Raw genomic sequence first — 23,698 nt, 5'->3', positions numbered from 1 at the left:
ACGGACGATTTGCGCCCCTCCCTCCGGCCGGTCTGGCCGGTCCTGCTGATCTCGGCGGCCGTCACCGGCTTCCTCTGCGCGGGCGCGGTGTCCGTCGCTCCCGACGCCGCGCGGACCGCCCTCGCCTGGGGCCTCGGGGCCGCCGCCGTGCTCCTGACGGCCGCCGCGACGACCACCGCGTACGCCCTGGAGAGCACCCGGCGGCTGCGCCGGCACAACACCGCGCTGCTCTCCCAGGCCCAGTACGCCACCGCCGAGACCGCCCGCGCGACCGCCGAGACCGCCCGCGCCACCGAGGCCGCGTCCCTCGCCACCGCCGAGGCCAGGGCGAACGCCGCCCAGGCCGTCGCCGAAGCCCGCGCCGAAGGGGCCCGCGCCACCGCCGAGGCGAAGGCAGCGGCCGCCGTGGCGATCGACGAGGCCCGGGCCGAGACCGCCGCGGCAGCCGCGCGGGCCGCACGCGCCGAGTCGCTGCGCGCCGCCGCCGTGGCCGCCTGCGCCAACGCGGCCGGCCGGATGCAGGCCCTCGCCACCAGCATGCTCGCCGACCTCCGCGACATGGAGCACCGGCACAGCGACGAGGACGTGCTCACCGACCTCCTCCACCTCGACCACCGCACTGCCCAGGCGGGCCGCCTCGCCGACTCCCTCGCCGTCCTGACGGGGGCCCGGTCCGGCCGCCGCTGGGCGAAGCCGATCGTCATGGAATCGATCCTGCGCGGCGCCATGGGCCGCATCGGCGGTTACCAGCGCGTCCGGCTCCACTCCACCAGCGAGGTCGCCATCGCCGGCCACGCGGCCGAGGGGGTCATGCACGCCCTCGCCGAACTCCTCGACAACGCTGCGAACTTCTCGCCGCCCACCGCCGAAGTGCATGTGTACGTCGAAGAGGTCCCGGCGGGCGTCGTCATCACCATCGAGGACAGCGGGCTCGTCATGAGCGAGGTGCAGCTGCGCCGCGCCGAACGGGCCGTCGGAGCAGGTCAGTCGGACCTCTCCGGCCTCTCCGGCACCCGCCTGGGACTCGCGGTCGTGGGCCGGCTCGCCCACAAGCACGGACTGACCGTCTCGTTCCGGCCGTCGGCGCGCGGCGGCACGGGCGCCCTGGTCATGCTCCCGCAGGAGCTGATCTCGCGCACACCACGGGCCCTCACGGAACCGGAGACCGCCCGCACCCTGAGCGCCGCGCCGGACCCCGGGACCCACGAGCGCTCCGGGGAAGCCCCCGCCCCGGCGGAGACCGTCGAACTGGGCGAGAGCGGCCTGCCCAAGCGCCGCCGCGGCCGTACCCTCGCCGCCGCCCACCCCGCGGAGGACCCGGACACCGGCTCCCGCACCGGCGCCGTACGGACATCCGGCGCCGCGCCCGTCGAGACGCGGGACGCGAAGGCCCGCGCGGCCCGTTTCAGCAGCTTCCGCCAAGCGGTACGGAACATCCCCACGGAAGGCACCTCCCCCCGATGAGCAGCACCAGCGGCACCACCACCGACGACAAGCTCCACTGGCTGCTGGAGAACCTCCTCCAGCGGACCCCCGGCGCCCGCCACGCGCTCGTCCTGTCCCGGGACGGCCTCAAGCTGTGCCGCACGCCGGAGCTCTCCGTCGACCAGGCCGACCAGCTGGCCGCGATCTCCGCCGGCATCCAGAGCCTCTCGCACGGCGCGTCCGTGGAGTTCGGCGACGGCACCGGCGGCGTACGGTCCGCGATGGCCGAGTTCTACGGCGGCATCCTGCTCATCGTCGAGGCCGGGGACGGTGCCCACCTCGCGGTCGTCGCCGACGAGGACTCCGACGTCGGCCTGGTCGGCCACAACATGAGCGAACTCGTCGAGCAGCTCGGCGAGCACCTCAGCGCCGAGCCCCGTACGCCGTGAGCGGCTTGCCCAAGGGCCACCAAGGCCCCCGGGACGAGTCCCCCGACCGGCTCTACACGCTGACCGGCGGGCGCACCCGCTCGGGCCCGGACACCCCGTTCGATCTGGTGACCCTGGTGGTCGCCGAGTCGGAGCCGGCGCCCGGAATGCAGTCCGAGCACGCGGCGATCCTGCGGATGTGCGGCCGCCCCACCGCGGTCGTGGAGATCGCCGCCGAACTGGCCCTGCCGGTCGGCATCGTGCGCGTCCTGCTGTCCGACCTGCTCGGTACGGGCCGGATCGGCGCCCGTCATCCCCGGACCGCCCGCACGGGCCACCACCTCCCCGACCCCGACATCCTGGAGCAGGTGCTCGTTGGACTCCGCAACCTCTGACATCGCTGACACCGCACGGCCGCCACTGCGCACCACCGCGGACAACGGCCTCAAGATCGTCGTCGTCGGCGGATTCGGCGTCGGCAAGACCACCCTCGTCCGCTCGGTCAGCGAGATCCGCCCGCTGAACACCGAGGAGACGATGACCCGGGCCGGTGAGACGGTCGACGACATCGCCCATGTGAACTCCAAGTCCGCCACCACCGTCGCCTTCGACTTCGGGCGGATCACCCTGGACGCGCACAACGTCCTGTACCTCTTCGGCGCCCCCGGGCAGGAGCGCTTCTGGTTCCTGTGGGACCGGCTGTTCTCCGGCACCCTCGGCGCGGTCGTCCTCGTCGACACCCGCCGCCTCGCGGACTCCTGGTACGCGATCGACCGCCTGGAACACCACGGCACCCCGTTCATCGTCGCCTGCAACGACTTCGGCGGCCCGCTCCACACCGAGGAGCAGATCCGTGAGGCGCTCGACCTCGCAGACGACGTCCCGCTCGTCGAGTGCGACGCCCGGGACCGGTCCTCCAGCAAGTACGTCCTGATCACCCTCGTCGAGCATCTGCGCACGCTCTTCGCCCCCGCCCGGGAGACCCGATGACCACCGCCGCCCCCGTCCCCCTGTCCGGGCCGCGTTTCCAGAGCGACCCCGCCGGGCTCTACCGGGAGATGCGCCGCGATCACGGAGCCGTCGCCCCGGTCGTCCTCGACGGGGACGTACCGGCGTGGCTGGTCCTCGACTACCGCGAGCTGCACCAGGTCACCAGCGACCCGGTCCTGTTCAGCCGCGACTCCGACCTGTGGAACCAGTGGGAGCGCATCCCCGAGGACTGGCCCCTGCTGCCGATGATCGGCCGGAAGCAGGCGTCGGTCCTCTACACGGTCGGCGAACGCCACCGACAGCGCGCGGCCATGATCGGGCACGCCCTCGAAGCCGTCGACCCCTTCGAACTGCGCCGCCATGCCGAGGCGTTCGCGGACGCGCTCATCGACGGCTTCAGCGCCAGGGGCGAGACCGAGATCATCGCGCGGTACGCCATGCTGCTGCCGGTACGCGTCCTGGCGAGGATCTACGGCTTCCCCGACGACGAGGGTCCCGGTCTGGTCACCGCGATGAACCGGATGATCGACGGCCGTGAGGACGCGCTCGCCGGCCAGAAGCACCTCGCGGAGTCGATGTACGCGCTCCTCGCGGCCAAGCAGACCGAGCCCGGCCCCGACGTCGTCTCCCGGATGCTCGCCGACACCTCCGGCTTCGGCGTCGACGAGATCGCCCAGGACCTGATGGTGATGATGGCGGCCGGCCACCAGCCGACCGCCGACTGGATCGGCAACTCGCTGCGGCTGATGCTCACGGACGACCGGTTCGCCGCCTCGCTCTCCGGCGGCCGGCACAGCGTCGGCGAGGCCATGAACGAAGTGCTGTGGGCCGACACCCCCACCCAGAACGTCGCCGGGCGCTGGGCCGCGCGCGACACCCGGCTCGGCGGACAGCACATCAAGGCCGGCGATCTGCTGCTGCTCGGCATCGGCGCCGCCAACGCCGACCCGCAGGTGCACATCGACAACTCGGCCCTCACCGGCGGCAACAGCGCCTTCTTCTCCTTCGGGCACGGCGAACACCGCTGCCCCTTCCCCGCCCAGGAGATCGCCGAGGTCATCGCCCGGACCGGCATCGAGGTGCTGCTCGACCGGCTGCCCGACGTCGACCTCGCCGTACCGGCCGAGTCCCTGACCCGCCGCCCGTCGCCGTGGCTGCGCGGCCTGACGGAACTGCCGGTGAGATTCACGCCCGTCGCCGCGCGGTGACCCGGCGCGCCGCCGGGACGGCCCCCGCGCCCGCCGCCGCCCGCGCCGGCGCCGTACCGAGACCCCTGCCACCGGAGGCACTCCATGACCACCACAGAGCCCACACCCGCCGCGGAGTCCATGATCGCCCTCGACCCCTTCGTCACCGACTTCGACGCCGAGAGCGCCGCCCTGCGCGCCGCGGGCCCGCTGGCCAGGGTCGAACTGCCCGGCGGTGTGCCGTGCTACGCCGTCACCCGTCACGCCGAGGCCCGCGCCCTCCTCACCGACAAGCGGCTGGTCAAGGACATCAACGTGTGGGGCGCCTGGCAGCGCGGCGAGATAGCCCCCGACTGGCCGCTCATCGGGCTCGCCAACCCCGGCCGCTCCATGCTCACCGTCGACGGCGAGGACCACCACCGGCTGCGCACCCTGGTGGCGCAGGCGCTCACGCCCCGCCGGGTGGAGCGGATGCGGGAGCGGATCACCGAGCTGACGGAGGGACTGCTGGACGCGCTCACCGTCCACGGCCCCGGCGAGACGGTGGACCTCAAGGCGGAGTTCGCGTACCCGCTGCCCATGTACGTCATCAGTGACCTCATGGGCATCGACGAGGCCGACCACCCCCGCCTGAAGGTGCTCTTCGACAGGTTCTTCTCCACCCAGACACCTCCGGAGGAGGTCGTCGCCACACTCGGCGAGCTGGCCGGGATCATGGGCAAGGTCGTCGCGGCCCGCCGCGCGGAGCCCGGCGACGACCTGACCAGCGCGCTGATCCTCGCCTCCGAGGACGGTGACCGCCTCACCGACGAGGAGATCGTCGCCACGCTCCAGCTGATGGTCGCCGCCGGCCACGAGACGACGATCTCGCTGATCGTCAACGCGGTGGTGAACCTGTCCACCCATCCGGAGCAGCTCGCTCTCGTACGGTCGGGGCAGGCCGGCTGGGACGCGGTGGTCGAGGAGACCCTGCGCCACTCCACGCCCACCTCGCACGTCCTGATCCGCTTCGCCACCGAGGACGTCCCGGTCGGCGACACCGTGCTGCCGAAGGGCGAGGCCCTGATCGTGTCGTACGGCGCGATCGGCCGCGACGAGCGGGCGCACGGCCCGACGGCCGGGGAGTTCGACATCATCCGCACCTCGGCCCACCGGCACATCTCCTTCGGTCACGGCCCGCACGTCTGCCCGGGCGCGGCCCTGTCCCGTCTAGAGGCCGGGGTGGCGCTGCCCGCGCTGTACGCCCGCTTCCCCGAGCTCACCCTCGCCGTCCCCCGGTCGGAGCTGCGTCACAAGCCGGTCGTCACCCAGAACGATCTCCGCGACCTGCCCGTTCACCTGCGCTGATCCCCTCCCGGACGACGCCGGCCGTCTCACTTCCTCGTCTCATCCGCCGGACAGGGACGGCCGGCACCTGTCGGAACCGACTACGCTCCGCCTCGTGGCTGAGATCCAGATTCCCGCTGACATCAAGCCCGCCGACGGCCGTTTCGGCGCGGGCCCCTCCAAGGTGCGTACGGAGGCGCTGGACGCCCTGGCCGCCACGGGCACCTCCCTCCTCGGCACGTCCCACCGCCAGGCCCCGGTCAAGAACCTGGTCGGCGAGGTACGTGCCGGAGTGCGTGACCTCTTCTCGCTGCCCGAGGGCTACGAGGTGATCCTGGGCAACGGCGGCTCCACCGCCTTCTGGGACATCGCGACCCACGGGCTGATCGAGTCGAAGTCCCAGCACCTGACCTTCGGCGAGTTCTCCTCGAAGTTCGCCAAGGCCGCGAAGCTGGCCCCCTGGCTGGCGGACCCGACCGTCATCTCCTCGGAGCCGGGCACCCACCCGGAGCCGAAGGCGGAGGCGGGCGTCGACGTCTACGCGTACACGCACAACGAGACCTCGACCGGTGTCGCCGCCCCGCTGAAGCGGGTCCAGGGCGCCGACGAGGGCGCGCTGGTGCTGGTGGACGCGACCTCCGGCGCGGGCGGCCTGCCGGTCGACATCACCGAGACCGACGTCTACTACTTCGCCCCGCAGAAGTCCTTCGCCTCGGACGGCGGCCTGTGGCTCGCCGCGTTCTCCCCGGCGGCCCTGGAGCGCGCGGCCCGGATCCACGCGTCCGGCCGGCACATCCCGGAGTTCTTCAGCCTCCCGACGGCGATCGACAACTCCCTCAAGAACCAGACGTACAACACACCTGCGCTCTCGACCCTCTTCCTGCTGAACGAGCAGCTGAAGTGGATCAACGGCCAGGGCGGCCTCGACTGGTCGACCGCGCGGACGGCCGACTCGTCGTCGCGCCTGTACACCTGGGCCGAGGAGTCCAAGTACGCGAGCCCGTTCGTCACCGACCCGGCGAAGCGCTCGCAGGTCATCGGCACGATCGACTTCGCGGACGACATCGACGCGTCGGCGATCGCCAAGACCCTGCGCGCCAACGGCATCGTGGACACCGAGCCGTACCGCAAGCTGGGCCGCAACCAGCTGCGCATCGCGATGTTCCCGGCGATCGACCCGTCGGACGTCGAGGCGCTGACGGCCTGCGTCGACTATGTGATCGAGAAGCTGTAACCGATTACGACCGCATGGAGAGGGGCCCCGCGCACCAGGTGCGCGGGGCCCCTTTCGGTCGTCCTGGGTGCGGCCGATAACCGCGCTGTCCGAGGTGCCCCGCGGTCCCTAGCATCACTGGCGATCCGGTGCGCCGCACCTGCCCGGACCGCCAACATTGACATGTTCATGTCTCAACCGACGAATCGTGAACATGTTGCTCGGCTGGACTCCCCACACGTCCTTCAAGGCCACCGACACCCACCGATCGGAGCATCATGCCCGGTGCACTGCTCACAGGCGCCGCCACCACCGTGGCCCTCGCCTCCACGCTCGTCGCCCTGCCCTCGTCCTCCGCGACCGAGCGGATCGTCGCACCGCCCGACAGGATCGTCATCGAGATCGCCACCGTGAACGGCTCGGGCTGCCCGGCCGGCACCGCCGCCGTCGCCGTGGCACCCGACAACACCGCCTTCACCGTCACCTACAGCGAGTACCTCGCCCAGGTGGGCCCCGGCTCCAAGCCGACCGACTTCCGCAAGAACTGCCAGCTCAACCTGATCGTCCATGTGCCCCAGGGCTTCACCTACGCCGTCGCCAGCGCCGACTACCGCGGCTTCGCGCACCTGGCCCGCGGCGCCAACGCCGTCCAGAAGGCCTCGTACTACTTCCAGGGGTCGCCGGACACCGCGGTCAGAAACCACCCCTTCAGCGGCCCGTACGAGAACAACTGGCAGGCCACCGACACGACCGAATGGGGCCAACTGGTGTGGGCGCCTTGCGGGGTGAAGCGGAACTTCAACATCAACACCGAGCTGCGGGTCAACGCCGGAACGTCCGATCCGGCGAGGGCGAACAGCTTCATCACCATGGACTCGACGGACGGTGAGATCAACACCGTCTACCGGCTGGCCTGGAAGGAGTGCCCGGCGTAGACCGGCTCCCGGGTCAGCCCCGGCGGAGCAACCGCTTGAAGCCGACCACCAGCGCGGTGGCGAGGCCGAGGACGACGGCACCGAGGGCGAAGTTGCCCCGCGATCCGCCGTCGTCCGCGGCCGCGGGCTTGTCGGCCTGGCCCGGCGGGCGGGAGGCCGGCGGCGCGCCGCCCGACTTCTCCTCCACCTCCACGCGGACGACTTCGCTCTGCCGTCCCTCGGAGCCGAACATCAGCGCCGACCCGTCAGTCGTGTACGTCACCGACTCCGCCTGTCCCTGGAACGGCGCCCGCACGGCGTGGTCGGCGCCGAGACGTCCGCCCTTCCAGGCGTAGGCACGGGCGCTGAGGTAGCCGCGCAGGGTCAGTTCGTTCCCGTCGGGGGAGAAGGCGCCGTCCGTGACCCACGGGATCTCGCCGACGCGCCGGAAGACGTTCGCGCCGGACGAGGAGAGCCGCGCCGGGCCCTCGTACAGCCCGCCGCCGTCCTCGTTCTTGCTGGCGATGTAGACACGGCCGGTCTTGGGATGGACCATCAGCGCCTCCGCGTTGCGGGCGCCGTCCGCGTACTTCACGTCGTACTGACGGGCCTGCACCGTCTGGTCCTTCAGCTCCTTGGGCTCCGGGAAGCGGTAGATCCAGACGTGGTCCCAGGAACCGTCAAGGTTGTCGCCGATGTCGCCCACGTAGAGGTCGCCGTCGGGGCCGAGGGAGATCGCCTCCATGTCGCGGGGCTTGCCGACGCCCTTCATGGTGAGCGTCGCGACCGTCTCGCCGGTCCTGGAGTCGATGCCGTAGATGAGCGGCGCGTCCTGGTCGTTGTGCGTCCAGTAGACGCCGGGGTGGGCGCGGCTGGCCACCAGGCCGCTGGACTCGGTGATCCTCGCGTCCTTGATCGTGAAGCGGTCGACGTTGTCGTCGGCGGCGGCGGGCAGCGCGCCGAGCAGCACGAGGGCCGCGGCACCGGTGACGTACGGAAGCGATCGCATGACCCAAGCGTGCCATGTGCGGTCCGGCGTCCCGCGGCCTCACCGGCCCGGCCCGCGAACCCGGCAATTCCGTTGGCGCCGGCCCCGCGTCCCCGGCACCATCGGCGCATGCCGATCTTCCTGGAGGCCGACCGCCTGGCCCTGCGGGCCTTCACCGACGCCGATGTGGACCATCTGGTGGCCCTCGACGGGGACCCCGAGGTGATGCGCTTCATCAACGGAGGCCGGCCGACACCCCGCGAGGAGGTCGAGTCCCGCGTCCTGCCCCGGCTGCGCCGTACGTATCCGGCGCTGGGCACGTGCGGCTACTGGGCCGCCGAGGAGCGGGTTTCGGGCACATTCCTCGGGTGGTTCGAGTTCCGCCCGCTCCAGGACGACAGCCCGGCGGTCGTGGAGCTCGGCTACCGCCTCAACCGGGCGGCCTGGGGACGCGGATACGCCACCGAGGGCTCCCGCGCCCTGATCCACAAGGGCTTCACCACCCTGGGCGTCGAGCGCGTGACCGCCAACACGATGACGGTCAACTCCCGCTCCCGCCGGGTGATGGAGAAGTCCGGTCTCACGTTCGTGCGGACGTACTTCGGGGACTGGGCCGACGTGATCGACGGCTCGGACCAGGGCGAGGTCGAGTACGCCGTCACCCGGGAGGAGTGGCCGCGCTGACCGGCGCCGCCCTCGTGGTGTCGGGGATCACGTCGCAGCCCCGACACGCGGTCCGTCATGATGACCGCATGCGTTTCATGTTCGTCGGCGACTCCATGACCATCGGACGCGCCGGCGACTTCACCTGGCGCTATCGGATGTGGCAGCACCTCGGCACGTCCTTCGACGGCCCGTACGAGATCGTCGGTCCCCGCACCGAGCTGTACGACACGGCCGCCGACGCGCCGCTGTCCCACGCGTACGCCGATCCCGCCTTCCCCGCCCCGGCCCGCAGACACTTGGCGGGCTGGGGCGAGGGCTGGCTGCACATGGCTCCGCTGATCGGCGAGGCGGTGACGGCGGCCGGCGCGGACGTGCTGCTGATATCGCTGGGCCTGATCGATCTGGGTTTCTACACGGACAGCGCCCAAACCGCCCTGAACGCCCGCCGTTTCATCGCCGCCGCGCGCGCCGCGAACCCGCGTGTACGGGCTGTCCTGTTGCCCGTCATCCCCAATGTGCGGGCCGAGTCCGACGCCCCGTTCGCGGCCGAGTGCGACCGCTTCAACGAACTTCTCGCGAAGGCCGTCGCCGACCTCGACACCGCGGCCTCCCCACTGCTGCTGGCGTCGCGCCCCGAGGCGTACGACATCCACACGGACACCTACGACGGCACGCACCCGGGCCCGTCGGGGGAGCACAAACTCGCGGCGGCGTTCGCGGGCGCGATGCACCAGGCGTGGGGACTGGGCTCCCCCTACAGCGCGGTGGCCGACGGGCCGGCGGCCCGGCTCACGCCGACCGGGTGAGCCGGTTCGCCAGGGTGGACAGCGTGTAGGCGCCGATGCCCAGCACCACTTCCAGCGCGTTCTGTCGCGTGAAGCCGTGGGCGAAGAACCGCTCGAGCTCCTCGTCGCTGACGGCTCCGGAGGACGCGATGACCTGGTGGGTGAAGTGCCGTACGGCTTCGAGCCGTTCATCGCTGTCGGCCGGGCCCAGCTTGGCGAGCTTGGCCTGGTGCATGTCGATGCAGATGTGGCACTGATTGCGGGTGGCGACGGTCAGGATGACGGTCTCCCGGGCGTGCGGGTCGAGCGTCGTCTGCTCGAAGAGCGCGCTCATCTTCAGAAAGCCGTCCAGGACGTGCGGCGAGGCGGCCATGCGGGCGACCGCCTGGGGAAGGTGGCCGAGGTTCTTGGTCACGGCCTCCATGGAGCGGCGGGAGGCGGCGGGGGCGGTCTCGTGGGTGTGGTCGACGAACAAGGCATCTCCTGTGACGGTCGGGGCGCACTAGAATGGACAACATGGTTGACGAAGTCGATGACGAAAAAGTAAACCAGGTTGTCGATCTGGGCAAGGGGTTTCCTGAGACCGATGCCGAGGCCGGTCCCGAGGGCCGGGGCTTCGAGTTGCCCCTGCTCCTCTTCGCCGGGTTCCGCACCCTCATCGACCGGCTCCACGCCGAACTCGCCCGCCAGGGCCACCCGGACGCCCGCCCCGCCCACGGCTTCGCCATGCAGGCCATCGCGGCCGGCGGACCCGCCGGCGCGACCGCGAGCGACATCGGGCGCCGGCTCGGCGTCTCCAAGCAGGCCGCCGGCAAGACCGCCGACCGGCTGGTCGCCCTGGGCTACGCCGAGCGCGCCGACGACCCCACCGACGCCCGCCGCAAACTCGTCCGGCTCACCGCGCGCGGCCGGGACGCCCTCGTCCGCTCCTCCGCGATCTTCGACGAGCTGTACGCGGAGTGGGCGGCCGCGCTCGGCGCGGGCCGCGTCCGCGAGATCGAGGACGCGCTCCGTACCGTCGTCCCGCCCGAGACCGCCTACCGCCTCGACGCGACGAGCTGGCTCGGCGGCGCCTGACGGACCGGGCCGCGACCACGGACGAGCGCCCCGGACCGGAAGGTCCGGGGCGCTCAAGGAACCGGCGCGGCTCAGGTGTTGGGCCGCTTGCCGTGGTTGGCGCCCTTCTTCTTCCGGGCGCGCCGCTTGTTGCCTCGCTTCGACATGGTGTGCGTCTCCCTGTTCGGGGGTTCTTCCATGGCCCGGCCAGTCTAGGTCGGGGCTCCCGGGGCCGCATCAGCTGACGCCGTAACCCCCTTGCCTCGAGTGCGCTCGAAGGCGTTGTCTTGGACCCCATGAAGTACACGCAGCTCGGACGCACCGGACTCAAGGTCAGCCGACTCGTCCTCGGCACAATGAACTTCGGACCGCAGACCGACGAAGCCGGCAGTCACGCGATCATGGACGCCGCGCTCGGCGCGGCGTCCACTTCTTCGACACGGCCAAGCGGGCACTTTGACGCCCGAGTGACACTGTGGCCGCCGCCCATCTGAGCGGGCGACGGCCGTGCTTACCAGGCGCTACTCGATCACCAGGCAAAGGCTTCCGGTGACGGCCCCGGGCCGGGGAAGATCTGGTCCAGACCAGTCAGGACTTCGTCACTCAGCTCCAGCTCCAGGGCGCGCAACGCGCTCTCCAACTGCTCCACCGTGCGCGGGCCGACGATCGGGCCGGTGACGCCGGGCCGGGTCAGCAGCCATGCCAGCCCGACCTCGCCCGGCTCCAGGCCGTGCTTGTCGAGCAGGTCCTCGTACGTCTGAAACTTCGCCCGTGCGGTCGGGTCGGCGAGCGTTTCCGCCGCGCGTCCCTCGGTGCGGCGCTTGCCCTCGGTCTCCTTCTTCAGTACGCCGCCGAGGAGGCCGCCATGGAGGGGCGACCAGGGGATGACCCCGAGCCCGTACTCCTGCGCCGCCGGGATCACCTCCATCTCCGCGCGCCGCTCGTAGAGGTTGTACAGGCATTGCTCACTGACCAGGCCAACCAAACCGCGCCGGGCGGCGGTCTCGTTGGCCTGGGCGATCTTGTATCCGGGGAAGTTGGAGGAGCCCGCGTACAGAACCTTCCCCTGCTGGATCAGCACGTCGACGGCCTGCCAGATCTCCTCGAAGGGAGTGCGGCGGTCGATGTGGTGGAACTGGTACAGGTCGATGTAGTCCGTCCGCAGCCGCTTGAGGCTGGCGTCGACGGCCCGGCGGATGTTCAACGCCGACAGCCGGTCCTCGTTGGGCCAGCTCTCACCCTCACGTGACATGGAGCCGTAGACCTTGGTGGCGAGGACCGTCTTCTCCCGCCGGCCACCGCCCTGGGCGAACCACGTCCCGATGATCTCCTCGGTGCGGCCCTTGTTCTCACCCCACCCATACACGTTGGCCGTGTCCACGAAGTTCAGACCTGCGTCGAGCGCGGCATCCAGGATGCCGTGACTTGTCGCTTCGTCTGTCTGCGGGCCGAAGTTCATCGTGCCGAGGACGAGTCGGCTGACCTTGAGTCCGGTGCGTCCGAGCTGCGTGTACTTCATGAGGCACAAGCCAACTGCTTCGAGCCCACTCCAAGCAAGAGCCGACCACTCAGCCGCCCATTTATGCGACAACGTGCATGAGTCACGTCAGTGCATGGACGGCCGCGAGCGGCCCCCGTACGGTCGTCCCAGGGCGGCCCGGCCGGGCCGACAAGTCAAGGGGGTTCCGCATGGCACGCGAAGGACGACTCGGCTCACCGGCAACGGCAACGGCACGTGCGGAGAGGACGACTGCCCGAACGTCTACCGCACCGCTTCCGGCTCCATCGTGGTTCAGGGCGACGTGTCCGACGTCTTCACGCCCCCGCAGGGGGAAGGGCTCGTGGAGATCCCCGAGAGCGTTGGCGGGCGATGCTCCGGGGCTTCCAGTCGGAGGCGTGGCGGCTGGAGGCCCTGCCCCAGTACCTCGTACCGCAGGAGGCGGAAGAGCTCGAAGCCTTCCGGGCGGGCAAGCGCGTCGACCCGCACGGCTACTCGTCCGCGTACACGGAAGACCTGAAGCGGTTGCGCGGCGAGGGCAAGAGCAAGGGGCGAGTGCACGTCCTGACCCGACCGCTCTCCGAGTACCTGCGCTTCGAGTTCTCGCGGTACTACGCCCCGCACGTGCTCGCCGGGGAGGACATCCGCATCCTTGACGTGACCGAGCGAGAGAACCCGTTGCCGGAAGTCGGGGACTTCTGGATGTTCGACCGCTCGACGGTCGTCCTGATGCACTACGAGGGTGACGGCACGCAGATCAGCCGGGAGCTGTACGAGGGTGACCCTGCGCCTTTCACCGAGTGGCAGCGCATCGCCGTTGCCGAGTCGGTTCCCTTCCTGGAGTACGCGGAGCGCGTGACGGAGTGACGTTCGAAGCTGAGCAGCTTGGCGAGTCCGGTACCGAACTCGTGTCTCTACTTCGGGACTTGCGCAAGCGAGCCGGCCTCTCAGGGGACCGGCTCGCAGCGCGCTGCAACATGTCCCAGTCGAAGGTGTCTCGCATCGAGAACGGCAGGACACGGCCGTCCCTGGTCGATGTCGAACAGATCTTGCGAGCGCTGGACGCTCCGTCGGAGCTGGTCGCGGAGGTGTCCGCCCTCGCCAGGATGGCGAACACCGAGTGGCGGAACCTCCGAGAACTTCGGCGCAAGGGGCTCGGTACGAGACAGGCCGAGTTGAAGTCCCTTGAAGCTTCCTCCACGCAGATGCGGTACTTCCTGCTCTCGATGGTCACTGGCCTGCTCGCAACACCGGAGTACGTACGGGCGAGTCTGGCTCACTCGACGGCCGACACGAGCAAGGCCATAGCGGGGAAGCTGGGACGGCAAGCCGTCCTCTACGACGCCTCGAAGCGGTTCACGTTCGTTCTGACCGAACAGGCGGTTCGCTGGCCGGTCGTCTCCCCACTGGCACTGGCCGAGCAGATGGACCGGCTGGCGTCCCTGTCCTACCTCCCGAACGTTCAGATCGGGGTGATCCCCGTAGGGGCACCGACGCCCCGAACCCCTCTGAGCACGTTCACCATCTACGACGCCGCGTTGGTCACCATCGAGACGACAGCGGGAAGTCTCGTACTCCGCGACGGCCGAGACGTTCAGGCGTATCTGAAGGAATTCGCCGGGTACGAGGAGCACGCCCTCTTCGGCGAAGACCTTCGGGCACGGCTCGCCGAGTGGTCCGCTGCTTGCCGTGCATGACTTCAGTCGACTACGCGACTGAAGCGCCATTCCGTGCGCACCCCGGGGGATCATCCTTCGGCAGGCGAGCAGTCGGGAGGCCGTACGGATGAGCACACCCAGGACGACGATGGCGGGGCCGGTGAACCTGCCCCTTCCCATGGGAGATCCGAACCCCGTCGCGGGATGTCGTCAGTGCCTCGGCGTCGCCGTGACCCGAGCCAACGCCCGATCGGTCGGCGACTACTCGAAGGCGACGGACGCGAACGTCGTGCTCCGCACGCACCTGCGGGAAGACCACGGGGCCGAGTGATGGCGCGTACGGTCCTGCGGTTCGACTCGCACCGGATCTCGCAGCATCCGGACACGGACGTGACCTTCGAGGCGGAGTGCCTGCACTGCAAGTGGAAGGCAGAGCCGTCAACGGACGGTGCGGCGGTCGACGTTGACTGCATGAGCCATACCGGCCTGAGCAACCATCGCGGCTTCCGGCGGATCTGTACGTCGTTCGCCATGGTGGTGCGGGCCTAGTAAGGCCGTTTTGTACGTCCACGGACGACAACGGCCCCGACGTAGCCGGGGGCCTGTCTGAAACTGCTGTGCGCCTGTCTCAGGCGTTCTCTCCCAGGTGTCGGTACAGCGTGGCTCGGGAGACTCCGAGGGCTTTGGCGACGGCGCTGACGCTCTCGCCCTTGGTCTTCCTGGCGCGGGCCACGGTGAGTACGTCCTCGTCCACCACGGACGGCCGGCCGCCGGTCCGGCCCTGTGCCTTGGCCGCTTGCAGTCGGCCAGCGTGCGGTTCTTGATGAGCGACCGCTCAAACTCCGCCATGGCCGCGATGATCTGGAAGAACAGGCGGGCGTCGGCCGACGTGGTGTCGACAGAGGAGAGCGCACCGTCGAGCACGCGGAAACCTATGCCGCGCTCGCGCAGGCCGTCGACGATGGACACGAGGTCGATGAGCGACCGGCCGAGCCGGTCAAGCTTCCACACGCACAGGACGTCGCCCGGTCGGGCGTAGTCCAGTACGGCCGTGAGCTGCGGCCGGTACCGGTAGGCCGCCCCCTGCCGTTTTTCTTCGCGCCGTTGCTCTTGTCCCTGAGGGCGCTGCCCCGCCCCTGCTGCTTCTTGCCGCTGGAGAGACAGGGCGCCCAAGGCTTCCGCCCCGGACTCGGTCTCGTGCAGTCGGGAGTGACGGCGGCGACCTGCCAGGAATCCTACAGAGTCCGCCGTCCGCGCGCAGGTCCAGGCGTACGAGGACCTGCTCGACAAGCACGGCCTGGAACCCGGCGAGGCGGCCCTGGCCTGGCTGCTCACCCGCCCCGGGGTCACCGGCCCGATCGTCGGCCCGCGCACGGCGGACCAGCTGGACTCCGCGCTGCGGGCGGTCGAGCTGGAGCTGTCGGAGGACGTACTCGCCGGTCTCGACGAGATCTTCCCGGGCCCCGGTCCGTCTCCGGAGGCCTTCGCCTGGTAGCGCTCAGGCCCGGAGGAACGCGTGGGCGGTCGCGGTCAGCGCCTCACTGGCCGACCGCGGCCGCCACCGCGACGATCACGAACATCAGCACGAGCACACCGGCCATGATCCGGTTTCGGGTCTTCGGGTCCACCCGTTGAGGTTAACCCGCGCCTCCGAGCGGCCAGGAACCGGCCGTCTCGTAGCGCGGATGCTCCCCCGCCACACCGCTCACCGGCAGCCTGCTGCGCACGAGCGCCAGCTCGGTGACCTCCCAGCGGCTGCCCTCGAAGCGGTCGAGCTCCTCCACGAACGGGCGCAGGTCGGTGTCCGTGCGGCTGCGGGCCAGGGTCATATGGGCCTGGTAGCGGCGGTGCTCGTCCATCGCCACGCCCGCCCGGCGGGCCGCCGCGTCGGCGCGTTCGGCCAGGAGCCGCAGCTCGTCGAGACCGCCGGCGGCTCCCGCCCACAGCGCTCGGCGGCCGAAGTGTCCCCCGCCGTGGACCCGCAGCGGGAACGGGTCGCTCCGGTGGGCGGCGCGGGCGAGACGCGCGTGCAGCTCGGGCACCAGCTCCTCGTCGACATTGCCCATGAACGCCAGCGTGTAGTGCCAGCCCGGACGCCCGGTCCAGCGCAGGTCCCGCGCGCCCGGCATGGCGCGCAGCCGGTCGACGACGCGTCCCACTTCATCGGCGGCCGACGCGGGCGGAAGGACGGCGGCGAAGAGTCTCACAGAGCTCATGGGGAGCAGTCTGCCGAAAGGCGGGGACGCGCAATGACACTGGAGCACTGCCCCCCGCCTGATCTAGCCTCCCCGGATGGAGATCAGAAAGGGCGGGGCCGACGACGTCCCCGCGATACTCGCCCTGCTGGACAGTGCCGTCGTGTGGCTCAACTCACGTGGCATCACGGACCAGTGGGGGACGAGCCCGTGGTCGGCCAGACCCCCGGCGGTGCAGCGGGTCCACGACATCGTCGCCGAGGGCACCCCGTGGATCGCCGAGATCGACGGCGTGCCGGCCGGGACGCTGACGCTGACCCCGCGCCCGGGGCCGGAGGTCGCCCCGGCGGACGAGCCAGAGGTGTACGTCCGCATCCTGGCGACGGACGCCCGCTTCCACGGCCGGGGGGTGGGCAGCGCGCTGCTCGCCCACGCGGTGGAGGAGACCCGCCGGCAGGGCGTCTCCCTGCTGCGCGTGGACTGCTTCGCGGGGAGCCAGGGCCGGCTGGTCGCGTACTACGTCCGCAACGGCTTCACCCCGACGGAGACGTTCACGGTCGGCGACTGGCGGGGGCAGATCCTGGAGCAGCGGGTGTGACGCACGCGAAGGCCCACGCGAAGGCCCACGCGAAGGCCCACGCGAAGGGGCCCGGCTCGACAGCCGGGCCCCTTCCGCCGTGCCGCGGGGCTCAGGCGGCCGTGGTCAGCCGCTCACGCTCGACGAACCGGACCTGCGGGTGGCCCCGGTGCCAGCCGACCGCGACCTTCAGGCCGCCCAGGCGGGCCAGGATCAGGCCGACCGCCGCGGCCGCGGCGAAGGAGATCAGGCCGCCCGCCGCGAAGCCGATCCGCGGGCCGTACGTGTCGGTGATCCAGCCGAAGAGCGGGGCGCCCAGCGGCGTACCGCCCGTGAAGACCATCATGAACAGGCTCATCACCCGGCCCCGCATCGCCGGGTCGGTGGCCATCTGCACACTGGAGTTGGCCGTGACGTTGACCGTCAGGCCGAACATCCCGATCGGCACCAGCAGCGCCGCGAAGATCCAGAAGGACGGGGCGGCGGCCGCCACGATCTCCAGGACACCGAAGAGCGCGGCCGCGCCGACCAGCAGCCGCAGCCGGGAGGTGCCACGCCGGGCGGCGAGGAGGGCGCCGGCCAGGGAGCCGATCGCCATCAGCGTGTTGAGCAGGCCGTATGTGCTGGCCTGGCCGTGGAAGACGTCGTCGACGAAGGCCGAGAGCCAGATCGGGAAGTTGAACCCGAAGGTGCCGATGAAGCCGATGAGCACGATCGGCCAGATCAGCTCGGGGTGCCGCGAGACGTAGGACAGCCCTTCCCTCAGCTGGCCCTTTGCGCGTGGCGCGCGCTCGACCTTGTGCAGGTCGGAGGTGCGCATCATCAGCAGGCCCACGACGGGCGCGATGAACGACAGTCCGTTGAGCAGGAAGGCGTAACCGCTGCCGACCGCCGTGATCAGTACACCGGCGACGGCGGGGCCGACGAGCCGCGCGGACTGGAAGTTGGCGGAATTGAGCGAGACCGCGTTCTGGAGGTCCCGGGGGCCGACCATCTCGACGACGAAGGCCTGCCGGGCCGGGTTGTCGACGACCGTGACGAGGCCGGTGACGAACGCGGTGGCGTAGACGTGCCAGACCTGGACGTGACCGCTGAGCGTGAGAGCGGCCAGCACGAGCCCGGCCAGACCCATCGCGGACTGGGTGAAGAGAAGTAGCGGCCGCTTGCGGAGCCGGTCGGCGAGGACGCCGCCGTACAGCCCGAAGAGCAGCATCGGCAGGAACTGCAGCGCGATGGTGATACCGACCGCGGAGGCGGATCCGGTGATGCTGAGCACCAGCCAGTCCTGGGCGATGCGCTGCATCCAGGTGCCGGTGTTGGAGACGACTTGCCCGCTTGCGAAGAGCCGGTAGTTCCGGATCCCGAGCGAGCTGAACATGGACGTAGGTGCGGTCGGTGCGGGGGCGGAGTCTGCTCCGGATCCCGTACTCAAAGTGCGTTCGCCTCCTTGTGGCGCGCGGTGGTCAGAGGTGGGCGAGCTTCTCCAGGACTGGGGCGGCTGCGCGCAGCTTCGCCCACTCGTCCTCGTCCAGACCTTCGGCCAGGGTCGCCAGCCAGACGTTCCGCTTGCGGCGGCTCTCCTCCAGCATGGCCTCTGCCTGCTCGGTCTGGCTGACCACCTTCTGTCGGCGGTCGTCGGGGTGCGGCTCCAGCCTGACCAGGCCCTTCGCCTCCAGCAGCGCCACGATGCGGGTCATCGAAGGAGGCTGGACGTGCTCCTTGCGGGCCAGCTCTCCGGGGGTGGCCGAGCCGCACCGGGCGAGGGTGCCCAGCACCGACATCTCGGTGGGGCTCAGCGACTCGTCGACACGCTGGTGCTTGAGGCGTCGGCCCAGTCGCATGACGGCCGAGCGGAGGGAGTTCACGGCGGCCGCGTCGATGGCGTTGCCGTGGGACAGGTCAGGCATGTTCGTTAGCATAACTCATTACCCATGCTAAAGACCAGCGGAGGGGTGCCCCGCGGACTCCCCTGGGAGATGTGTCACCCGAATGAGTGAGCCGGATCTGGAAAGTGACGCATCCGGGACGATCCTGCGGCGACTCTGGCCGACATGGGATCGACGGTGCTCAGCCTGCGGATAGATGGTGAGCTGCTCGAACGGCTTCGGGGGCATGCCGCGAAACGCGGCATGAGCGTCCAGGACTATGTGGTCCGGACGCTCATGCGCGACGACTTCGACGAACGGTTCAAGGCGGCCGTCGACGAGACGGAGAAGTTCTACGGCCTCACGTGATGGCCTCGACACGACCGGTCTCGACATGACCGGCCTCGCCGTGACCGGGTTCAACGGGCCGGGCTCGACGGCCCGGGCGATCAGGTCAGGCCGAGCGCCGGCATCGCGTAGTAGAAGACGAAGACCGCCGACACGATGTACATCGCGACCGGGACCTCGCGGCCCCGCCCGGCGGCCGCTCGCAGCACGCTGAAGGCGATGAAGCCGATGCCGATGCCGTTGGTGATCGAGTACGTGAACGGCATCATCACCATCGCCAGGAACGCCGGCACCGCGATGGTGAAGTCGCTCCAGTCGATGTCCTTGACCGATCCGGCCAGGATCAGGAAGCCGACCGCCAGCAGGGCGGGGGTGGCCGCCTGGGACGGGACCATCGTGGCGAGCGGCGTGAGGAACAGCGCAACGGAGAAGAGCGCGCCGGTGACCACCGACGCCAGTCCGGTCCGGGCACCCTCGCCGACGCCGGCCGTGGACTCCACGAAGCAGGTGGTGGCCGAGGAGGAGGTGGCGCCGCCGGAGGCGACGGCGATGCCGTCGACGAAGAGGACCTTGTTGATGCCGGGGAAGTTGCCCTGCTTGTCCATCAGGTGGGCCTCGTCGCCGACGCCGAGGATCGTCCCCATGGCGTCGAAGAAGCACGACAGCAGGACGGTGAAGACGAAGAGGCAGCCCGTGAGCGCGCCGACCTTCTCGAAGCCGCCGAAGACGCTGACCTCGCCCACCAGACCGAAGTCGGGCGAGGCGACCGGGTTGCCGGGCCACTTCGGGGTGGTCAGGCCCCAGGACGGGACGGTCGCGACCGCGTCGATGACCATCGCGACGACGGTCATCACGACGATGGAGATCAGGATGGCGCCCGGCACCTTGCGGATGATCAGGGCCAGCGTGAGCAGCGCGCCGAGGGCGAAGACCAGGACCGGCCAGCCGCCGAGGTGACCGGTCGCGCCGAGCTGGAGCGGGACGGTGGTGTGGGCGGCGTCCGGGATGCGCGAGACGAAGCCCGCGTCGACCAGGCCGATGAGCATGATGAAGAGGCCGATGCCGATCGCGATGCCCTTGCGCAGGCCGACGGGCACGGCGTTCATCACGCGCTCCCGCAGCCCGGTGGCGACCAGCAGCATCACGACGAAGCCGGCGATGACGACCATGCCCATGGCGTCGGGCCAGGACATCCGGGGCGCGAGCTGGAGGGCGACGACGGTGTTGACGCCGAGGCCGGCGGCGAGCGCGATCGGGACATTGCCGATGACGCCCATCAGGAGCGTCGAGAAGGCCGCGGTGAGCACGGTCGCGGTGACGAGCTGGCCGCTGTCGAGCTGGTGCCCGTACATGTCCTTGGCGCTGCCGAGGATGATCGGGTTCAGCACGATGATGTAGGCCATCGCGAAGAAGGTCGCGAAACCGCCGCGGATCTCGCGGGCGACCGAAGAGCCGCGCTCGGAGATCTTGAAGAATCGGTCGAGCCCGCTGGTCGGCCCGTGGGGCGACGAGGGCTCGGGGGCGGGGGCCGTGGCGGGGGCCGGCGTGCTCATGCGGTCCTCTTCGAAGGTGCGAGGTTGGCGGTTCGTACGAGAGAAACCCGCCACAGGCAAACCGTTTCAGTATGAACACATGAACGGAACCCCGTCCATCTCCGCGCGTAGACCCTTGGACCGACTGTGTCGAAGGCCGCTCGAACGGCTCCGCCTACACTGAGCCCATGGCGAAGTGGACCCCCAAGCACGAGGCACCCGAGCCCCTGGAGGGGCCCGTCGTCGCCACCATCACCGGCGGCACGATCCTCTGGTTCGTCCTCTTCCTGGTGCAGGTCCCCTTCTACGCGTGGTTCGCCGACCGGAACGCCGCCTGGTGGATCTGGACCTGCCTCGCCGGCGCCGGTCTCGGACTCATCGGCATCTGGTACGTACGGGGCCGGGACGCGGCGATCAAGCGTGCCGAGGCCGCGCGCAGGGCCCCCGACGCCGGCGCGTAGTCCCACGGGACCCTCTCCGTCCGCCCCGGGTCCGATCCCCCGCCCGCTCGGGGGGTGAAGGCGCGCGGACGCCCGTAACGTCGAAAACATGACTCAGCGGGCCAAGATCGACACGGACGGACCCGAGCCCGGCGGCACGGGCAGCGGGGCCGCGGCCGAGCTCGACCCGGTCCACCCGGTGCCACCGCCCGTGCGGCACCGGCCGGGCGGGCTGACCTCCGCCGAGATCGCCGAGCGGGTCGCGCGGGGCGAGGTCAACGACGTACCCGTCCGCAGCAGCCGGTCCACCACCGACATCGTCCGCGCCAACGTCCTCACCCGCTTCAACGCCATCATCGGCGCCCTCTGGGTGATCATGCTCCTCGTCGCACCGATCCAGGACAGTCTCTTCGGCTTCGTGATCGTCGCCAACACCGGCATCGGCATCATCCAGGAACTGCGCGCCAAGAAGACCCTCGACGGTCTCGCCGTCATCGGCGAGGCCAGACCCACCGTCCGCCGTGACGGAGTCTCCGCCGAGGTGACCACCTCCGAGATCGTGCTCGGCGACCTCATCGAACTCGGGCCCGGCGACAAGGTCGTGGTCGACGGCGAGGTCGCCGAGGCCGACAGTCTGGAGATCGACGAGTCGCTGCTGACCGGCGAGGCCGACCCCGTGACGAAGAGGCGTGGCGACCGGATGATGTCCGGGTCGTTCGTCGTCGCCGGCAGCGGCGCGTTCACGGCCACCCGGGTCGGACGGGAGGCGTACGCCGCCCAGCTCGCCGAGGAGGCGTCCCGCTTCACCCTCGTCCACTCCGAGCTGCGCTCCGGCGTCTCCACGATCCTCAAGTACGTGACGTGGATGATGGTCCCGACGGCGCTGGCCCTGATCATCAGCCAGCTCGTCGTCAAGGACACCAACATCAAGGACTCGATCGCCCGCACGGTCGGCGGCATCGTGCCGATGATCCCCGAAGGGCTCGTCCTGCTCACCTCCGTCGCCTTCGCCATCGGGGTGATCCGGCTCGGCCGCAAGCAGTGCCTCGTGCAGGAGCTGCCCGCCATCGAGGGTCTGGCCCGGGTGGACGTCGTCTGCCTCGACAAGACCGGCACGCTCACCGAGGGCGGCATGGACGTCACCGAACTGCGGCCCCTCGACGGCGCGGACGAGACGTACGTACGCAAGGTGCTCGGCGCGCTCGGCGAGTCCGACCCGCGCCCCAACGCCTCGCTGCAGGCGATCATCGACGCCTACCCGGACAGCGAGGACTGGCGCTGCACCGAGTCCCTGCCCTTCTCCTCGGCCCGCAAATACAGCGGCGCCGCCTTCAGCGAGGGCGATGGCGAGAACTCGACCTGGCTGCTCGGCGCGCCCGACGTCCTCCTCCCGGACGACGACCCCCTCCTGACCGACATCGACCGTCTCAACGAACAGGGTCTGCGCGTCCTGCTGCTGGCCCGCTCCTCGCGTGCCCTGGACGACCCGGACGTGGCCCGCGAGGCCCGGGCCACCGCCCTGGTCGTCCTGGAGCAGCGGCTGCGGCCCGACGCCGCCGACACCCTCACGTACTTCGCCGACCAGAAGGTCGCCGCCAAGGTCATCTCCGGCGACAACGCGGTCTCCGTCGGAGCGGTCGCCGGGAAACTCGGCCTGCCCGGCGCCGAGAACACCGTCGACGCCCGCCGTCTGCCCACCGAACAGCAGGAGATGGCGCGGGCTCTCGACGACCACGCGGTCTTCGGCCGGGTCACCCCCCGGCAGAAGCGGGACATGGTCGGCGCGCTCCAGTCGCGCGGCCACACGGTCGCGATGACCGGTGACGGCGTGAACGACGTCCTGGCCCTCAAGGACGCCGACATCGGCGTCTCGATGGGTTCCGGCTCGGAGGCGACCCGGGCCGTCGCCCAGATCGTCCTCCTCAACAACAGCTTCGCGACGCTGCCTTCGGTGGTGGCCGAGGGCCGGCGCGTCATCGGCAACATCACCCGCGTGGCGACCCTCTTCCTGACGAAGACGGTCTACTCGGTGCTGCTCGCCGTCCTCGTCGTCTGCTCCCAGGCCGAGTACCCGTTCCTGCCCCGCCACCTGACCCTGCTGTCCACACTCACCATCGGCGTCCCGGCCTTCTTCCTGGCCCTGGCCCCCAACAAGGAGCGCGCGAGGCCGCACTTCGTCCGACGGGTGATGCGGTACGCCATTCCCGGCGGCGTCATCGCGGCGGCCGCCACCTTCCTCAGCTATCTGCTGGCACGCTCGCACTACAGCGGTCCGGGCGCGCTGGACGCCGAGACGAGCGCGGCGACCCTGACGCTGTTCCTGGTCTCCATGTGGGTCCTGGCGATCGTCGCCCGCCCCTACACGTGGTGGCGCGTCGGCCTGGTGGCGGCGATGGGTGGGGCGTTCCTGCTGGTCCTGGTGGTGCCCTGGCTGCAGGACTTCTTCGCCCTGAAGCTGGTGGGGGTGACCATGCCGTGGACGGCGGTGGGGATCGCCGCGGCGGGGGCTGTGCTGCTGGAGGTCGCGTGGCGGTGGGTCGACCGCAGATTCGCGGCGTGAACCCCGCCCGGTGTCCGATGCCCCATGCCGTGCCCCATGCCCCGGTG

Annotated in this window: 28 protein-coding genes and 3 pseudogenes; 21 read left to right on the top strand and 10 right to left on the bottom strand. The window is 70.5% G+C overall.

The features are described 5' to 3' along the window. Positions 1–9: 9 nt before the first annotated feature. The 8 genes from ACZ5VC_RS21905 (at position 10) to ACZ5VC_RS21870 (ending at position 7,504) form a co-directional block, all read left to right on the top strand. Entirely contained in the window at positions 10–1,464 is a 1,455-nt protein-coding gene (locus ACZ5VC_RS21905; protein WP_469121688.1) for a sensor histidine kinase, read from the top strand. Continuing rightward, positions 1,461–1,874: a roadblock/LC7 domain-containing protein gene (locus ACZ5VC_RS21900; protein ID WP_469121687.1), complete on the top strand. Its 414-nt coding sequence runs from the start codon at positions 1,461–1,463 to the stop codon at positions 1,872–1,874. Before ACZ5VC_RS21905 ends, ACZ5VC_RS21900 begins: the two co-directional genes overlap by 4 nt. Positions 1,875–1,879: 5 nt before the next feature. Beyond that, positions 1,880–2,248: a DUF742 domain-containing protein gene (locus ACZ5VC_RS21895; protein WP_469121742.1), complete on the top strand. Its 369-nt coding sequence runs from the start codon at positions 1,880–1,882 to the stop codon at positions 2,246–2,248. Next, complete coding sequence (locus ACZ5VC_RS21890) at positions 2,229–2,843, top strand: GTP-binding protein (protein WP_469121686.1); 615 nt, start codon at positions 2,229–2,231, stop codon at positions 2,841–2,843. The genes ACZ5VC_RS21895 and ACZ5VC_RS21890 overlap by 20 nt, the downstream gene beginning before the upstream one ends. Next, entirely contained in the window at positions 2,840–4,051 is a 1,212-nt protein-coding gene (locus ACZ5VC_RS21885; RefSeq protein WP_469121685.1) for a cytochrome P450, read from the top strand. The genes ACZ5VC_RS21890 and ACZ5VC_RS21885 overlap by 4 nt, the downstream gene beginning before the upstream one ends. An 84-nt stretch (positions 4,052–4,135) precedes the next feature. Beyond that, a complete protein-coding gene (locus ACZ5VC_RS21880; protein ID WP_469121684.1) occupies positions 4,136–5,377 on the top strand; it encodes a cytochrome P450 family protein in 1,242 nt (413 codons plus the stop codon). A gap of 94 nt (positions 5,378–5,471) precedes the next feature. Beyond that, positions 5,472–6,590, top strand: coding sequence for a phosphoserine transaminase (gene serC, locus ACZ5VC_RS21875; RefSeq protein ID WP_469121683.1), 1,119 nt, complete (start codon positions 5,472–5,474; stop codon positions 6,588–6,590). Positions 6,591–6,847: 257 nt separating this feature from the next. Beyond that, the gene (locus ACZ5VC_RS21870) at positions 6,848–7,504 is read left to right on the top strand and encodes a DUF4360 domain-containing protein (RefSeq protein ID WP_468711977.1); all 657 of its coding nucleotides are present in this window, start codon (positions 6,848–6,850) and stop codon (positions 7,502–7,504) included. Between the two features lie 13 nt (positions 7,505–7,517). On the opposite strand, the gene ACZ5VC_RS21865 is transcribed toward ACZ5VC_RS21870, so the two are convergent. After that, positions 7,518–8,492, bottom strand: coding sequence for an SdiA-regulated/phytase-like domain-containing protein (locus tag ACZ5VC_RS21865; RefSeq protein WP_469121682.1), 975 nt, complete (start codon positions 8,490–8,492; stop codon positions 7,518–7,520). A gap of 108 nt (positions 8,493–8,600) precedes the next feature. Between ACZ5VC_RS21865 and ACZ5VC_RS21860 the strand changes: the two genes are divergently transcribed. Together ACZ5VC_RS21860 and ACZ5VC_RS21855 are read left to right on the top strand one after the other, a co-directional pair. Beyond that, entirely contained in the window at positions 8,601–9,155 is a 555-nt protein-coding gene (locus ACZ5VC_RS21860; protein ID WP_469121681.1) for a GNAT family N-acetyltransferase, read from the top strand. Positions 9,156–9,223: 68 nt separating this feature from the next. Continuing rightward, positions 9,224–9,943 carry a GDSL-type esterase/lipase family protein gene (locus ACZ5VC_RS21855; RefSeq protein ID WP_469121680.1) on the top strand — a complete coding sequence of 240 codons (720 nt, stop codon included), beginning with the start codon at positions 9,224–9,226 and terminating at the stop codon, positions 9,941–9,943. On the opposite strand, the gene ACZ5VC_RS21850 is transcribed toward ACZ5VC_RS21855, so the two are convergent. After that, a complete protein-coding gene (locus ACZ5VC_RS21850) occupies positions 9,927–10,397 on the bottom strand; it encodes a carboxymuconolactone decarboxylase family protein (RefSeq protein WP_469121679.1) in 471 nt (156 codons plus the stop codon). The genes ACZ5VC_RS21855 and ACZ5VC_RS21850 overlap by 17 nt on opposite strands. Before the next feature lie 41 nt (positions 10,398–10,438). On the opposite strand from ACZ5VC_RS21850, the gene ACZ5VC_RS21845 reads away from it, so the two are divergent. Continuing rightward, entirely contained in the window at positions 10,439–10,999 is a 561-nt protein-coding gene (locus ACZ5VC_RS21845) for a MarR family winged helix-turn-helix transcriptional regulator (RefSeq protein ID WP_469121678.1), read from the top strand. Positions 11,000–11,070: 71 nt separating this feature from the next. Here the strand turns inward: ACZ5VC_RS21845 and ACZ5VC_RS21840 are convergent, their stop codons facing one another. Further along, positions 11,071–11,145: a 50S ribosomal protein bL37 gene (locus ACZ5VC_RS21840; RefSeq protein WP_372460710.1), complete on the bottom strand. Its 75-nt coding sequence runs from the start codon at positions 11,143–11,145 to the stop codon at positions 11,071–11,073. Between the two features lie 129 nt (positions 11,146–11,274). Here ACZ5VC_RS21840 and ACZ5VC_RS21835 point away from each other — a divergent pair. After that, a pseudogene (locus ACZ5VC_RS21835) lies at positions 11,275–11,423 on the top strand (aldo/keto reductase); the annotation flags it as partial. Between the two features lie 84 nt (positions 11,424–11,507). Here ACZ5VC_RS21835 and ACZ5VC_RS21830 read toward each other — a convergent pair. Next, on the bottom strand, positions 11,508–12,497 hold the full coding sequence (locus ACZ5VC_RS21830) for an aldo/keto reductase (protein WP_469121677.1): 990 nt from the start codon (positions 12,495–12,497) through the stop codon (positions 11,508–11,510). A 351-nt stretch (positions 12,498–12,848) separates the two neighbouring features. Between ACZ5VC_RS21830 and ACZ5VC_RS21825 the strand changes: the two genes are divergently transcribed. The 4 genes from ACZ5VC_RS21825 to ACZ5VC_RS21810 all read left to right on the top strand — a co-directional run bounded on the left by ACZ5VC_RS21825 (position 12,849) and on the right by ACZ5VC_RS21810 (position 14,683). Further along, positions 12,849–13,343 (top strand): DUF6879 family protein, encoded by a 495-nt coding sequence (locus ACZ5VC_RS21825; protein WP_469121676.1) that lies wholly within the window; start codon positions 12,849–12,851, stop codon positions 13,341–13,343. Next, complete coding sequence (locus ACZ5VC_RS21820) at positions 13,340–14,173, top strand: helix-turn-helix domain-containing protein (RefSeq protein WP_469121675.1); 834 nt, start codon at positions 13,340–13,342, stop codon at positions 14,171–14,173. The genes ACZ5VC_RS21825 and ACZ5VC_RS21820 overlap by 4 nt, the downstream gene beginning before the upstream one ends. An 88-nt stretch (positions 14,174–14,261) precedes the next feature. Then, positions 14,262–14,465: a hypothetical protein gene (locus ACZ5VC_RS21815; RefSeq protein ID WP_469121674.1), complete on the top strand. Its 204-nt coding sequence runs from the start codon at positions 14,262–14,264 to the stop codon at positions 14,463–14,465. Beyond that, positions 14,465–14,683 (top strand): DUF7848 domain-containing protein, encoded by a 219-nt coding sequence (locus ACZ5VC_RS21810; protein WP_469121673.1) that lies wholly within the window; start codon positions 14,465–14,467, stop codon positions 14,681–14,683. Before ACZ5VC_RS21815 ends, ACZ5VC_RS21810 begins: the two co-directional genes overlap by 1 nt. A 79-nt stretch (positions 14,684–14,762) precedes the next feature. Here the strand turns inward: ACZ5VC_RS21810 and ACZ5VC_RS21805 are convergent, their stop codons facing one another. Further along, positions 14,763–14,867, bottom strand: a complete 105-nt coding sequence (locus ACZ5VC_RS21805; RefSeq protein WP_469121672.1) for a helix-turn-helix domain-containing protein — start codon at positions 14,865–14,867, stop codon at positions 14,763–14,765. A 119-nt stretch (positions 14,868–14,986) separates the two neighbouring features. After that, positions 14,987–15,469 (bottom strand): annotated as a pseudogene (locus tag ACZ5VC_RS21800) (recombinase family protein); the annotation flags it as partial. Here ACZ5VC_RS21800 and ACZ5VC_RS21795 point away from each other — a divergent pair. Further along, a pseudogene (locus tag ACZ5VC_RS21795) lies at positions 15,381–15,629 on the top strand (aldo/keto reductase); the annotation flags it as partial. The pseudogenes ACZ5VC_RS21800 and ACZ5VC_RS21795 sit on opposite strands and share 89 nt — an antisense overlap. Positions 15,630–15,771: 142 nt before the next feature. Here ACZ5VC_RS21795 and thpR read toward each other — a convergent pair. Next, the gene (gene thpR / locus ACZ5VC_RS21790) at positions 15,772–16,341 is read right to left on the bottom strand and encodes an RNA 2',3'-cyclic phosphodiesterase (protein WP_469121741.1); all 570 of its coding nucleotides are present in this window, start codon (positions 16,339–16,341) and stop codon (positions 15,772–15,774) included. Positions 16,342–16,426: 85 nt separating this feature from the next. Between thpR and ACZ5VC_RS21785 the strand changes: the two genes are divergently transcribed. Further along, positions 16,427–16,927 carry a GNAT family N-acetyltransferase gene (locus tag ACZ5VC_RS21785; RefSeq protein WP_469121671.1) on the top strand — a complete coding sequence of 167 codons (501 nt, stop codon included), beginning with the start codon at positions 16,427–16,429 and terminating at the stop codon, positions 16,925–16,927. Positions 16,928–17,018: 91 nt separating this feature from the next. Here ACZ5VC_RS21785 and ACZ5VC_RS21780 read toward each other — a convergent pair whose 3' ends face one another. Beyond that, complete coding sequence (locus ACZ5VC_RS21780; RefSeq protein WP_469121670.1) at positions 17,019–18,338, bottom strand: MFS transporter; 1,320 nt, start codon at positions 18,336–18,338, stop codon at positions 17,019–17,021. A gap of 31 nt (positions 18,339–18,369) precedes the next feature. Next, a complete protein-coding gene (locus ACZ5VC_RS21775; protein WP_469121669.1) occupies positions 18,370–18,813 on the bottom strand; it encodes a MarR family winged helix-turn-helix transcriptional regulator in 444 nt (147 codons plus the stop codon). 144 nt (positions 18,814–18,957) lie between these two features. On the opposite strand from ACZ5VC_RS21775, the gene ACZ5VC_RS21770 reads away from it, so the two are divergent. Beyond that, positions 18,958–19,140, top strand: a complete 183-nt coding sequence (locus ACZ5VC_RS21770; RefSeq protein WP_468711986.1) for a ribbon-helix-helix protein, CopG family — start codon at positions 18,958–18,960, stop codon at positions 19,138–19,140. 80 nt (positions 19,141–19,220) lie between these two features. Here ACZ5VC_RS21770 and ACZ5VC_RS21765 read toward each other — a convergent pair whose 3' ends face one another. Beyond that, positions 19,221–20,672 (bottom strand): NCS2 family permease, encoded by a 1,452-nt coding sequence (locus ACZ5VC_RS21765; protein ID WP_469121668.1) that lies wholly within the window; start codon positions 20,670–20,672, stop codon positions 19,221–19,223. Between the two features lie 167 nt (positions 20,673–20,839). On the opposite strand from ACZ5VC_RS21765, the gene ACZ5VC_RS21760 reads away from it, so the two are divergent. Together ACZ5VC_RS21760 and ACZ5VC_RS21755 are read left to right on the top strand one after the other, a co-directional pair. Next, the gene (locus ACZ5VC_RS21760) at positions 20,840–21,112 is read left to right on the top strand and encodes a DUF2530 domain-containing protein (protein ID WP_469121667.1); all 273 of its coding nucleotides are present in this window, start codon (positions 20,840–20,842) and stop codon (positions 21,110–21,112) included. Positions 21,113–21,200: 88 nt separating this feature from the next. Beyond that, positions 21,201–23,651 (top strand): HAD-IC family P-type ATPase, encoded by a 2,451-nt coding sequence (locus ACZ5VC_RS21755; RefSeq protein ID WP_469121666.1) that lies wholly within the window; start codon positions 21,201–21,203, stop codon positions 23,649–23,651. Positions 23,652–23,698: the final 47 nt, after the last annotated feature.

This window comes from Streptomyces sp. NPDC033174 (genome assembly GCF_055577795.1).
This window is presented reverse-complemented; position numbering and strand designations above follow the sequence as displayed.